Genomic DNA, 13,654 nt, shown 5'->3' with positions numbered 1-13,654 from the left:
CCGAATACGAGAGTGCGCTCGGAGGCCGTTGGTGATAGCCGCCGGCAAGAGCGCCAAGGCCCCGGCACTGGAGGTATCGGGCGACCTGGAACCGATGCTGACGCGCCTGAAGCTGACCGCCATCCGCGACCAACTCGACACACTACTCGACCAAGCCGGCCGCGCCGAACTCAACCTGCGCGAGGCGCTCTCGATGCTGTGCGCAGCCGAGGTCGCGCGCAAGGACGAACGGCGCATCCAGATGGGCATGTCGATCGCCAAGTTCCCGTGCGTGCGCACCCTGGAGGGCTTCGAGTACGAGGCGCAGCCGTCGGTGGACCCCAAGCAGATCCGGGAGCTCGCCACCTCAATTGGATCGGCAACGGCGACAGCGTGTTGCTGCTCGGCGCGCCCGGAGTGGGCAAGACGCACCTGGCCGTGGCGCTCGGACGCGAGGCCATCGTGCGTGGCTATTCCACGTTGATCGTGCCGGCCAACGGACTGGTGACGCAACTGGCCCGGGCCCACGCCGAAGGCAGGCTCGAGGAGAAGCTCGTGCACTTCACCAAGCCCAAGCTGCTGGTCGTCGACGAACTGGGCTACCTGCCATTCGAGGCAAATGCCGCCCACTTGTTCTTCCAACTGGTGAGCAGGCGCTACGAGCGCGGATCGATGCTGGTGACCAGCAACCGCTCGGTTGCCGAATGGGGCGCCGTGTTCGGCGACGCCGTGGTCGCCACCGTGATCCTGGACCGGCTACTGCATCACAGCCACGTCATCACGATCCGCGGCGACAGCTACCGGCTCAGATCGAAGCGCCGCGCTGGCCTGGTTAACCAGGCCAGCGCGAAAGACGCAGTCTCGACCGATTGATCAACAACCCGGGGGTCAGTTCCTGATGTCGCTTGACACACGCCTTGCTCGATAGGTCGTCCGTAGTGGCGGGAGTGCTCGAAATCCGGAGAAGGAGTGCTGGTGCGTCGTTATGCCAGCACTGTGAAGTCGCGCTACCGCGCTCTCAGCCGCATCCTGAGGCGTACACCGGCATTCCTTCCAGGGCGGCCGGCTGAAGTTGTGATGTGAGGCGACTTGGCCGCTGAGGCGCTGCTCGGGTGAAGCGGCATCTGCTGGCGCCGCTCGAGTGGCTTTGAGGAGATGTGGCATCCTGCGCGTCGGTCCGCCGGCGGCCAAGGTGGACGCCGGCTCGCGCTCATCACACGAGGAAACGACGTGGGCATCAGAACTTGGAAGCTTCGGGCAGCTTGGGCTGCATTCGTAGCCGCGGGCCTCGCCGCGGCCGCCGGGCCCGTCGCGGCCAGGGTCACAATATGTGAGACCGAGGCGAAAAAATCGCCGCGCGACTTTTTGCCGGCACGCTTCAGCTGGGACGACTCGACTCGGGTGGCGAAGCTCACGGACCGCTTCACACCTGGTGAGTTTCCGGGTACCGCCACCAGAATTTCGAAAGACGGCAGCCGGGAGCGGGTCAACCTCGTATTCGATGTGCCCGAGGCCAAATTTGGCTTCAGCACGTTGGAGCTCCTCGTGGCGGGGCCCTTGAATGGCGAAACGCTCTGGTACGTCATGGGCGTGGGCTTCAAGGGCAAGGGCGCGGAACGTGTGCTCGACGGCTTCCTCCAGGATGGCTCGCCTCGAGCGACCTGCCTCAGCCAATGAAGCTGTGCGCGGGTGAGCGGGCCGCCAGGCTGACGTGGTCGAGGGGTGGAGGAGATGGCGCGCCCGCGCCCAGCGCCAAGGGCTGAAGGCCGCGTCGGAATCGAGCGCGCACTTCGCACGCCCCCTCATAATCCGCCAAGAATAAGGAACGAGGAGCTGAGCTTGAAAACCTGCCTTAAGTGCGGCTATCAGCGCGTGACGACAGACGCGGCACCACTGGGCGAATGCCCCAAGTGTGGTGCGATCTATGCCAAGGTCGAGGCGGCAATCGCTCAAAAGCAACGAAGGCAATCCGAAGTCCTCATCGGAACCAATCTGCCTGAGAAGGCTGTCGCCGCGGTGAATGGCCCGGCAAATGTGATCCAGCCGAAGAAACTGGGGTTGATTCCAAAGGCTGCTCTCGGTCTCCTTGGGCTCGGCCTCATTTTCGCAGTCGTGCTTCCAACGCTCCGTGCACCGGCGAATCAGGATGTCCGCGCAATGCAGGCGCCTGTTGCCGCCGAGAGCTCTGCGAGGAGAAGAATCGAAGCGGATATCGCCAAAACACGCACAGAGGGTTTGCGACCGGAGGTTCTGGCCGACCAGGAGCGATTTGCCAACAATGCGCTGAGCGCGCTCGATTGTGTTGATGGCTCAGCGAGCTGCTCCACCTTCGAACTCGAGCGCAGGCTCAAGGGCTTGCCCGAAGGATGGGTTGACAGGGCTCTTGGACCACCGAGTAGCGAGCAGCGCTTGAGCACGGGCAGTCACTTTTACTACTGGACGGTTCGACTGAACGATGACGGCCGGCAGAAAACGTGCAAGCTGCAAATGGAATACAGCGGTGTGGGCGAATGCCGGCCTGGCGTGAACGGCGGCGCCGGGGCCTGCAAGTTCAACTTCTATTGTTAAGGGAAGTGGCGTGCGCCCCGCGCGGGGCCCCGCAAAGGACTCACGGCCGGCCGGTGCATGCCACATGGCCCCTGTCGATCCGTACCGGGCAGCACTTTCACGGGCGCTCCAGGACTTTGACTCCGTACTGGCCAGGCGGAACTCCTCACGAGGCTGGATGACTCAGGGCCGCCAGGCCCGCACGGGGGCGATTGACTCTCGCCGCGTAGGTGCGGATGACTCGAGGCCCGGCCCTCGGCCTGACTCGCGGGGTTGCATTGACTGATGCCTGTGGCCATCATGCAGTGCCTGGAGGCACTGCAATCGCCGGGAGGCGACGTCCGCGGGCGAAGGGATGTCGTGCTGTAGAGGAGAACCCGCGGCGATTCTGTGCACCGCCGCCATGCTGGTCGGGGCCTTTCACGAACCGGTCTACATGCCCGCCGCGCGCGCGGATGTCGTGCGGGACCTGGCGGGGTGGTTTGCGATTCTGGTGCTCGCGGCCACGGGGCTGTCCAAGCTGGGCGTGCGCAACGCCGGCAGGCTGTTGCAGAACACCCTGAGCCAGACCCTGCTGGCGCTCCTCGCGCTGGCCGCCTTCGTTTCCACGGCGCCGGCGCAGCTCGGCGCCGTTCCCGTGGCGTTCGTCGTGCTCTTCTTGGCCGGGCGGATCACATTCTTCGTCGGCAACGCGCAGGGGCCCCTGTGGAGCGTCTTCGGCCATGGGCTCGGCCCGGGCGGCAGCGTCCTGTTGCTCGCCTTCGCCTGGGGCTACGCCTTCAGCGCCTGACGACGTCGGCCCGCCGGCCCGCACGGACAAACGGCGCCGAAGCGCCGCTTGCTGCCTGCAGTCGATGACATGGTGGTGATGCTCTCGCCTGGTCACTGGCACACCCGAGGGTGATGCAAACGCCCGGTCAAGCCGAACGCGCGAATCGATCATAGACCGGTGCCGGCGACTGCGCACCGACGGAACTCCGGCCTCCAGGCGTCAGGTCGCCCGACCGCCGAACCTGCACCAAATTAGGGATTACCTGACCAGAACCTGACCACAGTTACATACAATGCTCACCTTTTTCTTACAAAGAGAGCGTTTTGAACCCCTACCTTCGCGCCACTGGAGCCTGTATCACGAGTTTGGTGTTGTTGACCGCGTGCGGCGGCGGTGGCGGAGGGGGCGGGGGTTATCCGCTCATTACGGCCGGGCCGGTTCCCGCCACATCGACGGAGCAATCAGCCGGCGCGCCGCCGGCCGCCGCACAGCCTGAGACACCCGTCGTCACCGCACCTGAAGTCGCTCCGGAAACACCTCCCGATACCCAGGAACCGGCGCCGACGCCAGTAGTGCCGGTTGCCATCATCCCCAGCAAGCTCGGCACGCTCACTCAGAAGAGCGTCCAGGTTGATGGCTCGACAAGCAAGGGGGTGCCGGGCAAATCAATCACCTACCTGTGGTCGATTGAATCAATGCCGGCGACGAGCACCACGCAGCTGTTCGTCGCCACGAACCCAAGCGCGACGTTCTGGGCTGACGTCGTCGGCACGTACAAACTCAAGCTGGTCGTCTCCAGTGATGGCAAGACGAGTGAGCCCGCCTACTCGACCGTCGAGGCCGTCGCGCCAGGTTCGCTGCCCCCCTTTGCGACCTTCAAGGCGAGCGGACTCAATGTCGGGGATTCGGTGAGCACCGTCGGCGGATGCGCCTACTTACGCTCCGACGCGAACTTTGCAACCTTCTGGGATTTTGCCAACTTCACAGACCTGCAATGCTTGTTCACGGCGCCAGCAGGCGCGCCCGACCTCGAGCCACGCGGCGCGAATTCGGGCGGCTCCCTCAGCACCCTCGCCTTGAACGTGCGCCACCTGGACAGCTCCGGCATGTCGGGCAAGTCGGAGGTGACGTGGGCCAACGTCAACACCATCAGCAGCTACGGCTACGGACTCTCGGCTGAGCCGACCGAGCTGGCCAAGATTCCCGTGGGCAAGGTGACGGGAAGCGACTTCCACCACTGGATGACTGCGGCGAACGTCATGCAGAACGCCACCGGTGGCACCCTCCAGTACCATATCCAGGGCACGATGCTGCCGGCGAATGTGGCGCCAGGCTGGGAACTGGACCAGTCGTTGACGGTGATCTTGACCCTCGAGGGCCCGACCTTCATCAACAGCCAGCCAGGCTACGAGACGGTCAAGCTGTTCGAGAAGACCTTCACCTCGAATTTCGATTGGACCATCCCGCTCAGCCTGGACTGGTCGCAGATGCCTGCAGCGTTTGTGAACTACGGCAGCTACCGGGTTTCCGTCATCAACCGCGTAGCATTCAAGCGGCAATGACCTCGCCGAGCTTCGAATTCGACGGTAACGCCGACCTGCTGCTCATCGAGCGGTACAACGCGCGAAGGCCACCGAACTCGACGACGCGGTTGCACACCGAGATTGCCCCGATGCCCTACGAAGGCCGCATCGGGGCTCCGTTGACGTGGCTGCTCGCCAATCCAGGCCACGACGCGTCACCTGGCTATGCCTACAACCACCCGCCGCCTCCCACGCCAGGCTGGCCCTTGCAGAGCCTGGCGCCAGCGTACCGCTCGGGCTATGGCAAGTGGACGTGGGACCGGTTGCGCGAGCTCCGAGAAGAACTGGGGGACGAGCAGGTGAGCAACAACGTGCTCGTCGTCCAGATGTGCCCCTGGGCCTCGGAGCGCTTCGATGCAGGCTTGCGACTTCCCTCGCGGGCTTTCGCCCGACAGTTGGTGCTTCACCAGCTTGAGGTGGGCTCCCAATTCGTTTTGGTTCGCAGCGAGGCCGCCTGGCGCGAGCTGGTGCCCGAGCTAGCAATGGTGACGCTTGCTCGAACGGCCCACGCACTGAGTGCGCACCTGTCCAAACGCAACCTCGGTCAGCACTGGGACGCGGTTCGCCGCGCGGTGGCAGGCCGGTGAGCTGACCAGCTTCGCCCCGAGGCGTGAGCGCTGGCCACCTTCGTTACGGCGCCGCGCTGCGCCGGCCGGACTATCGAGCTATGGCCATCGAAGTGCCGTTCGCACTCTGCAAGGTGAAGCCCGAATGCGCCGTCAGCGCGCCAGTCACCTGGTCGATTGCGAACGTCGCCTGCATGTCCTGCGACAGGGTGAACAGGTACCGGCCCGTTGGGTCGACGGACATCGAGACCATCTGAAGGGTTGCGCCGGACGGCAGGTTGCTGGCTGGGGTCAAGGCGCCTGTCGTCGCGTCAATCGAATACTGCGTCATCAGTGCGCCGGTAGTCCCATCGCCTTCCCCCGCGTAGAGGTACTTCCCCTTGGGATGCATGGCCAGGCGCGATGGCCGGTTCGATGTCGCATACGCCGTGGCATTTGAAAGCGCACCGGTCGTTTGGTCGACGGCAAACGCCATGATGTACGACGACGACAGGTGGCCCACGTAGAGGAATTTGCCGGTCGGGTCCAGCGTTATCGCGGTCGGCGAGATGCCAACTGCATAGTTGGTGGCCGCCGACAGAGTTCCATTCGGCTGAATCGTGTACGTCGAGACGTTGTTGGATGACTCGTTGAAGACGTACAGGAATCGGCCCGTGGGGTCGATGGTTCCGGAGCGCGGTCGAATGCCCGTAGGCGTGACCCCTATATGTGTGAGCGCACCGCTGGTCTGGTCGATGCTGAAGGCCTCGATGTAGTTCTGCAGGACGTTGCAGACATACAGGTACTTACCTTGGGGGTCGATGATGATGCCGACGCTGCCTGGCTGAGTAAGGATCGGGCTCTTGACCAGCAGGCCGACGCCAATGGGGTTGGCGATGCCAAACTGGTAAATCCAGTCTCCGTTCACGGCATAGACGTTCTTGCTCGAGGGATCGACGGCAACGGCGTACGGTCCGACACTGCCCATCGCACCCAGGGGCGATACGCCTGAGTTGATGACGTTGTTGGAAATCATGTGCGGAGCCACGCCCGTCACGGGAGGCCCCTGGAACATGCCGATGTAGGCAGCTCGGGCAGTCGCCGTGACGCAAGTGATCGCGACTGACGTCGTTCCGGCCGTCATGATGAGCCCCGTCCCGTTCGCCACTGTGCAGGTCTGGTCCAGTATCTTGGGTTGGGTCTTCACCGTCACGTTGAACGAGCTGGCGCTCGCCACCTCCGTCGCGAAGGAGAAGCTGCCATCCGCTGTGATTGGAAGATCGTCCCCGGCATTGTTCTGAAGAACGAGGCCTGTACCTTCAAGGCCCGAAACCGTGCCGCCAACGCTGAACGTCTGGGTCGAGCAGACGATGGCGAGGTTGGTGACATTGCTCGTCGCAACCACACCAGAGCCGTTAACGACGGTGCAGACCTGTGACGAAGGTTGCGAGTTCACCGTCACGGCATAGAGCGACCCGCTTGCGACCTTGTCCGGGAAGGTGAATGGCCCGTCGTTTTGCAAGTAGATGGAGGAGCCCCCGTTGTTCTGCAGACCAACCGACGAGCTGCCGGTGAGGCCTGTAATCGTGCCGCTGACAAAGTACGAAGTTGTCGAGCACACAACTGCCACGTTGTCGACGGCGACACCGCCAATTTGGCCGGTACCTCGACTGACACTGCAGGTCTGCGTTGGCGACCCAGGCGGGGTCTTCACGGTGACCGCAAAGTTCGCCGCGCTGGCCACTGGCGTTGCGAAAGTGAACCGCCCGTTGGCGGCCACCGCCAGGTCGTCACCCGCGTTGTTTTGCAGGACGAGCCCCGTTCCGGCCAGGCCGGTAACCGTGCCGCCCACCAGGAAACTCTGCGTTGCGCAAACGATCTTGACGTTGTTCACGTCTGCGTCGGCCAGGGTGCCGGCACCGGCGTTGACCGTGCACATCTGGGTCGGGCCCGACGGCTGGGTCTTCACAGTGACCGAATACGCGGAGCCTGGCTTCAGCGCTGCGGCGAAGCCGAACGTGCCGTCGGCGGTGACGGCGATGTCGTCGCCCGAGTTGTTTTGCAGGATGAGACCCTGGCCCACCAGACCTGAGACCGATCCGCCAACTCTGTGCGGGATTTCTGGCGAAACCTCGGGATTCTGTACAGGATCAGTGACGGGTACGGTCGGTGCCGTCTGTGCAGTGGGCGTGGAACTTGGAAGAGGGAACCCACCGCCGCCACCACCTCCGCCACCGCATGCAACGAGAGCCAAGGCAAGGAGGGTCGATGCGATACCTCCCGGTAAATTGCGGGCGAGGAAAGTGGGTACTTTTTGGTGCATAGGTTCCGGAAGTGTATGGGCTATGAAACCTCTGGTAACACTCAAGTGCGCGTCCTGGCACCCTCAAACCCGGGAGACTCCACGGAAGTGAATAGGCGACGTCGGCCTCCGATAGGAAGAGCCTGAAGATCAGTACGATGGCGCGATGAAGACCAAGGCCTGGAACTGGATGCGTCAAGCCGGATGGTCGTTTTACGGCCCCCTACTTGTCGTCGCTCTCTTCGTCGGCGGGTCAGTTTCCCTGGGCCTCTACAAGGGGAGCCAGTGGCGTGAGTTCAAGTCGGCCCATAACTGCCAAAAGGTCGGCCGGGTGAGCGGCGACGTGTTGCCTACCGTCTCGTTCAACACCTCGACGGGACAGCCGACCGTCGGCGTGGCCATGGAGGCGGACAAGGTTGGCTGGAAGTGCGACGACGGCGTGACCTACTGGCGTTAGTCACTGGCGCTCTGGGGCTCGCCGCCCAAACGCCGCTCAGCTAGGCGACTTGATGCTCCAAATCGTCTGTGGGGTCCGGAGCGCGCGGCGCACAGATTTGTCCGGGATTCGCCACGCCGTTTCGTATGCGTCCGGCCAAGGCATCTTGACCCGGCACCGCCGGTCGATCAGGCAGTGCTGGCGGGTGACTGTCGCGCCCTTCAAGCTGCTGGTCTTGGAGGACCGACGCTACCGTCGCCGGGGCAGGGCGGGGCTGTATTCTTGTCGTCCAAATGGTGTCTGCGCGGAGTTAGTGCAGGATCGCAATTAGACGGTGATGATGAGGCTGGCGTCAAAGTTTGGATTCTCGAAGATCAATTTGCTGGAGTCTCTGACCGAGCGGTAGTTGGTCGGGTACCCCCGCGGGTTCGTGACGACTCGGCAGCCGCAACTCCGGTAGTCAAAGCTGTCGTGTACATGCCCGTGCATCCACACGTCTGCATGAGCCAAGAGTGCTGGAAGCTCGCTCACAAACGCAGCGTTCAGCATGTCGCCTTCGTATCGCGAATGGACTGACCCGCGGTCCGGACCATGATGTGTGATGACCAGCGTTTTGCCGTCAAATGGCGTCGATAGCGCTTCAGCGAGCCAATCGACCGTAGCGCGGTGCTCGTCCAGAGCGTCGATAGGCTTGAACGGCACTCCGTCCTTGTATTGAATCACGCGGTGGTCCAACAACCGCTTGCCTGCTTCGCCCATGCGAAGGGCTTGACGGTCTGGTGCATCGGACGTTTCTGGAAGACAGTAGTCAGTCCACAGCGTGCCGCCGAGTATCCGTATCCCGTCTACTCTCCGCCTATTCGTCCTGTACCAACCCTTGAAGCGAAACAGTTCGGCCGGGCCGACTCCGGAGTTGTCGAGGACAACGATCGACGTCCCCTGGGTAATCTGCTGGGCGGTTCTGCGCAGCGAGTCCATCGTCCCGTGATAGAACTCATGGTTACCGAGAACGAACAGAACCGGCGTCCGCCAACGCCCGAACACGCGTACCACGTCCTCGACCCGATGGATGTCGCCTGCGAGCACGAGCAAATCGGCCGCGGGATTCCGGGCAATCCCATGCCAGGCGGGAAAGCGCCAAAGAAGTTCGAGATGCAAATCCGAGACGAATTGAATTCGCATTTCCATGGCGGGGTCTTGGGGTGAAGAGATCTTCACCACGTCACCTGAGGAAAGCGGCTCGAAGGGTCGCGACCAATCGGCCGACTTTCCCGCCATGGCAGTCTTGAGCCTGGTCGAACTCCGTACTTCATCTGCATTACCCCTCGAACTCAAAAAACTATGACGGATCGCTGGCCGGTTTGCGAGCGCCTCGGGGCTTGGAAGCGGTGTCGGACTTGGGCGTTGCGGGTCGAGCTTCGAAGCCGCCCGACCTCCTACAGGCAATCTACGACTTGCGCATGCGACCGTCAAAGGCACGGTTGGCAGACCGCAAATTGCGAGCTATACGACGCTGCGAACGGTTGTCGGCGCGCGACAAACCCAAGGCGCGAAGGGAGTTTTGGCACAGTCATGAGCAGTGGGCGGCACGGCTCCCGCGATCCCGTGGTCTTGAGGCGGCGGGCATTCTGACCCTAGGCGCCGACGGGGCTATCGGTGGCTGGCAGGCGGCTTCGAGCCGTACCATCCCCGAGATGCGAGGAGCTGCCATGTCTCAATCCACTATTTCTGCTAAAGGTCGGACGACCGTTCCCGCAGACGTTCGCGCACGGATGGGCGCGAAGCCAGCAACCCGGCTCTCATGGAATGTCTTGTCGGACGGGACCGTCGTTGTCCGGGCGAAGACTAGGTCCATCCTGAGCTTGGCTGGAATGCTCAAGGCAACGGACGGCACGCACCTTAGCATTGACGAATTGAGCCGCTAGACCGCGAAGACTTGACTGATCGGGCGTGGCGAGAGTTCCGTTCCGAATTTGGCTGGCGCAACGCCTCGTCGCTTGGTCTGACCCTGTAGGACCATCCGAACCTGTGCTTGTCCCTATGTGCGTGAATGCGACTTACCATGCGGTATGAAATTCGCGACCATCCCATCAGTGCGAGTTGAGCCGGAGTTGCTCGAGGAAGTCGAGAAGCTGCTCAGCGAGGGCGAATCGCTGCCAGCATTCGTGGAGACGGCGGTGAGAAGCGCCGTTCGTGAACGACAAAATCAGGCTGAATTCGTTGCCCGCGGCCTGCAATCCCTTGCGCGCTCCAAGCAGACTCGCTGCTTCGTCGAATCGGACGAAGTGCTACGAAGGCTCAATGACAAGCTCAGCGCCGCGAATACACGCAAAGCGGCCGCGCGGTCGTGACCGTCATCGCGCCCAGTTCGCGACTTCTCAGCGGGTGCCCCTGAGGGCATCGCAGTTTCGCTGGGGGTGGCAGGCTTTCCAACTTCCAGTGAGCGGTACAACCACACGGGACTTACCCCGGGGTAAGGAATGACGTGTCCCGGCGGGTCGAGCCGTGTACAACGCTTCGCGTTGACGCGCGCTACCTGCGACGGGGCCTATTTGGCCACTCAGCCTTGATGCCCAGGACATCCCTGAAGTAGGCGGTGTCCCGGCACGGCTAGCACGAACGAAAACGGGCACAGCTGCTTTTCTGAGCATTGGATTTCCTCTGGGTGTTGTGGTCGACGCAGCGAATTCTGACCGCGCCGCCAATGACGGCTCTTGGCCGTGAGATCTCGGAGCGGTGCCTCGCAGCCCGGAGACTGGTAGGGCGAAGTTGGCCCTTCGCCGGCGGGTGCTTTATGGCGAGGTGGGCTCGCTGTCATCGGCGAGCTGTTGGCTCCAAAGGCCAGAGGGTATTTACCTATCTCTTATGATTCATACGTACGTATGATAGGCTGACAGAAAGAAGGGATCGCACGATGGCAGACTGGAATGGTTTCAACCAGGGGATCAAAAACCTTGGCGATGGTGTTTATGCGTGGTTGCAACCAAACGGCTCTTGGGGCTTGAACAACACTGCGCTAATTTGCTCGGACGGAGAGGCATTGCTAGTTGATGCAACTGTAGATGTGCCCAGCACTCAACGCATGCTTGCAGACATGCGGACCGTCGAAGCCGCTGCCGGAAACATCACGCAGGTTGTTCTCACTCACTGGCATGTGGATCATGTTCACGGCCTTTGTGCGCAAGAACTCGGGAGCGCGCGTGTTTTTGCAACGCAGATTTGCGCTGAGTATTTGAAGAAATTGCCGCCCGCTCGGTGGCTCGAAGCGATCTCCGCCCTGGAAGGTGACGCGCGTCTGCAAATCGAGCGGCTTATCCAACCTCAGTTCGACTTCACGGGCTTGCATCCGATTCGAATAACCGACACATTTGAAGGCGCTCTGCCCCTTCGCGTCGGACAGGTGGGTGTCGATGTGCTAGAGGCCGCGCCTTGTCACACCAGGAGCGACAGCGTCGTCTTCATCCCACATGCAGGGATCGTTCATATGGGGGACCTGGTTCGAGCCAAACACCATATCGGCGTGCAGTACCCGTTCATGACGAACTTACTGACCATTTGTAGAAAGGCGCTTGACTTCCAAGCGCGCATTTATATCCCGGGGCATGGGCCGCTGCTTGATATTGCAGACCTCAGGGAGATTGTTGAGTATCTTGAATTTATCCAGTTTAAAGTGCGAGAACGCTTCGAGCGTGGGATGACTGTCGATGAGGCAACCGACGATCTCCTGAGTAGCCTCGAGCGGTTCCAGGATTACGCGGGTGCAGAGAACCTCTGGTTCACCGTGAAGATGCTCTTCTGCGAGTTCGCCGGAGACAAAGAGGACTACGTTCGCCGTGATTATCCGGCTTATCTGGCGAAGCAATGGCGTTTGCACCATCAAGTACGCCAGTGCCATCCCCGGCTCTTCGCTTTCAAGGGGGTCGCTTGAACTCATCAAGACTGCGGGTGTTGCAACCGGAACACCTCACCCCAGAACAACACGAGGTCGTAGTCTGCATCGCGTCCGATTCCGATCGCGGCGGCAAGATTCCATTGCCGTATCGCATCGCGCTGCATTCGCCTGCCTTTACTCAAGATTGGCAAGCGCTTGGTGGCACATTGCGATATCGAACCACTTTGAGCCAAGACCTAGTGGAATTGACAACCTTATTGGTTGCCGCTCATTGGCAATGCGACTACGTCACGTCGGCACATGAAAAGGCGGCACTCTCAGCTGGGTTAAGCGTAGAGTTCATCGAGGCCATACGAGCAGGCCACCCGCCAGAGAGCATGACAAAAGCACAGGCGCACACCCATGAGTTCGTCCGCCAATTGCTGACAAACCAACGGGTTACAGATGCCGCGTACGCAATGTCTCTCGACGACTTAGGGCCCGCAGGGGTGGTCGAGCTCACCGCAATTGCGGGCTACTACGCGATGGTCACCTTGATGATCAATGTTCATGGCTTTGATCCGAAATCGGCAGAAGCATGGAAGGCCGCCAAATTTCAACCGCAATTCGAGGCCGAGGATGATCCGTCGTAATATGTTCGTGCTGCCGCTTATTTGCACTGGATTTCCCGTGCTGGCAGAAAGCTATCCAGCTCGCGCGGTCAAAGTCGTTGTTCCTTATCCCGCAGGCGGAACACTAGACGCCTTGGCCAGAGCAATTGTCCATGCTCTGCAGTCGCAAGCAAATTTCCCCGCGATTGTCGAAAACAAGAGTGGTGCAAATGGAATCATTGGCACTGAAGCAGTGGCGAATGCAACAGCCGACGGATACACACTGTTGTTCAACTCTTCAGCAATGCAGATCAACGAAGTGATCTATTCCAAAATAAAGTACAAAACTCTTCGTGATTTTGTTCCGATCTCGGAATCCGTATATCTTGCAGAGAATTTGCTGCTTGTACATCAGCAATCGACTTATAAGTCGATGCAAGAGTTGTTGGCCGCGGCGAAAGCTAGCCCCCGCACTGTGACCTATGGAAGTCCTGGGGTCGGAAATGGGCAACAAATTTTGATGGAATCAATTGCGCAGCAAGCGGGCTTAAAATTACATCATATTCCCTATCGGGGTATTCCCGACATGCTGAATGCGCTATTGCGGCAGGAAATTGACATGATTTTCCTCAATCCGTTGTTAGCGGAGCCGCACCTTCAGGCTTCAAAGATCAGAGCGCTCGCGACCGTTGCGAACGACGGATCAAAAAGGGCTAAGCGCCTACCCGATGTTCCAGCCATGGCGGAAGTGTTGAGCGGCTTCCATTGGAGCCCCACGCGTTTTGGCTTTTATGCCGCCACCCAAACACCCGTTGAGCGTATAGCTTCCGTACAAAAGGCGCTCGCCTCGGCACTGGATAACGGGGAACTCAGACGCTACTTGGCGGACGGAGGCTTCGAACCCGTGGGGGGCAATTCTCAGCAGTTTCGAACAGGAATCGAGGCCGATTTGGTTCGGTACGCAAAGGTTGCCGCGGCTGCCGGTATATCTCTGGAACGGAATTAACT

At 61.1% G+C, this 13,654-nt stretch carries 12 protein-coding genes and 1 pseudogene; 11 read left to right on the top strand and 2 right to left on the bottom strand.

Features of this window, described 5'->3' with window-relative positions; translation table 11 throughout:
* Positions 1-94: 94 nt before the first annotated feature.
* From istB to B0W80_RS04075, 6 genes and pseudogenes are all read left to right on the top strand, one after another.
* Positions 95-852 (top strand): annotated as a pseudogene (gene istB / locus B0W80_RS36465) (IS21-like element helper ATPase IstB).
* 357 nt (positions 853-1,209) lie between these two features.
* On the top strand, positions 1,210-1,656 hold the full coding sequence (locus B0W80_RS04095; protein WP_076997835.1) for a hypothetical protein: 447 nt from the start codon (positions 1,210-1,212) through the stop codon (positions 1,654-1,656).
* Positions 1,657-1,818: 162 nt separating this feature from the next.
* On the top strand, positions 1,819-2,547 hold the full coding sequence (locus B0W80_RS04090) for a hypothetical protein (RefSeq protein WP_076997834.1): 729 nt from the start codon (positions 1,819-1,821) through the stop codon (positions 2,545-2,547).
* Between the two features lie 382 nt (positions 2,548-2,929).
* Entirely contained in the window at positions 2,930-3,316 is a 387-nt protein-coding gene (locus B0W80_RS04085; protein ID WP_076997833.1) for a hypothetical protein, read from the top strand.
* 305 nt (positions 3,317-3,621) lie between these two features.
* Complete coding sequence (locus B0W80_RS04080) at positions 3,622-4,860, top strand: hypothetical protein (RefSeq protein WP_179106828.1); 1,239 nt, start codon at positions 3,622-3,624, stop codon at positions 4,858-4,860.
* On the top strand, positions 4,857-5,468 hold the full coding sequence (locus B0W80_RS04075) for a hypothetical protein (protein ID WP_076997831.1): 612 nt from the start codon (positions 4,857-4,859) through the stop codon (positions 5,466-5,468). Before B0W80_RS04080 ends, B0W80_RS04075 begins: the two co-directional genes overlap by 4 nt.
* Positions 5,469-5,538: 70 nt before the next feature.
* Here B0W80_RS04075 and B0W80_RS04070 read toward each other — a convergent pair whose 3' ends face one another.
* Entirely contained in the window at positions 5,539-7,509 is a 1,971-nt protein-coding gene (locus B0W80_RS04070) for a beta-propeller fold lactonase family protein (protein ID WP_076997830.1), read from the bottom strand.
* 385 nt (positions 7,510-7,894) lie between these two features.
* Between B0W80_RS04070 and B0W80_RS04065 the strand changes: the two genes are divergently transcribed.
* The gene (locus B0W80_RS04065) at positions 7,895-8,185 is read left to right on the top strand and encodes a hypothetical protein (protein ID WP_076997829.1); all 291 of its coding nucleotides are present in this window, start codon (positions 7,895-7,897) and stop codon (positions 8,183-8,185) included.
* Positions 8,186-8,491: 306 nt separating this feature from the next.
* Here B0W80_RS04065 and B0W80_RS04060 read toward each other — a convergent pair whose 3' ends face one another.
* Positions 8,492-9,442, bottom strand: coding sequence for a metallophosphoesterase (locus B0W80_RS04060; protein WP_083745167.1), 951 nt, complete (start codon positions 9,440-9,442; stop codon positions 8,492-8,494).
* 791 nt (positions 9,443-10,233) lie between these two features.
* Here B0W80_RS04060 and B0W80_RS04050 point away from each other — a divergent pair.
* The 4 genes from B0W80_RS04050 (at position 10,234) to B0W80_RS04035 (ending at position 13,652) form a co-directional block, all read left to right on the top strand.
* Positions 10,234-10,515: a YlcI/YnfO family protein gene (locus B0W80_RS04050; RefSeq protein WP_076997827.1), complete on the top strand. Its 282-nt coding sequence runs from the start codon at positions 10,234-10,236 to the stop codon at positions 10,513-10,515.
* A gap of 563 nt (positions 10,516-11,078) precedes the next feature.
* A complete protein-coding gene (locus B0W80_RS04045) occupies positions 11,079-12,092 on the top strand; it encodes an MBL fold metallo-hydrolase (protein ID WP_076997826.1) in 1,014 nt (337 codons plus the stop codon).
* Positions 12,089-12,688 (top strand): carboxymuconolactone decarboxylase family protein, encoded by a 600-nt coding sequence (locus tag B0W80_RS34675; RefSeq protein ID WP_179106826.1) that lies wholly within the window; start codon positions 12,089-12,091, stop codon positions 12,686-12,688. The genes B0W80_RS04045 and B0W80_RS34675 overlap by 4 nt, the downstream gene beginning before the upstream one ends.
* Complete coding sequence (locus B0W80_RS04035) at positions 12,675-13,652, top strand: tripartite tricarboxylate transporter substrate binding protein (protein WP_179106825.1); 978 nt, start codon at positions 12,675-12,677, stop codon at positions 13,650-13,652. The genes B0W80_RS34675 and B0W80_RS04035 overlap by 14 nt, the downstream gene beginning before the upstream one ends.
* Positions 13,653-13,654 lie beyond the last annotated feature (2 nt).

This window comes from Variovorax sp. KK3, from assembly GCF_001984055.1.
Lineage (GTDB): Bacteria > Pseudomonadota > Gammaproteobacteria > Burkholderiales > Burkholderiaceae_C > Variovorax.
This window is presented reverse-complemented; position numbering and strand designations above follow the sequence as displayed.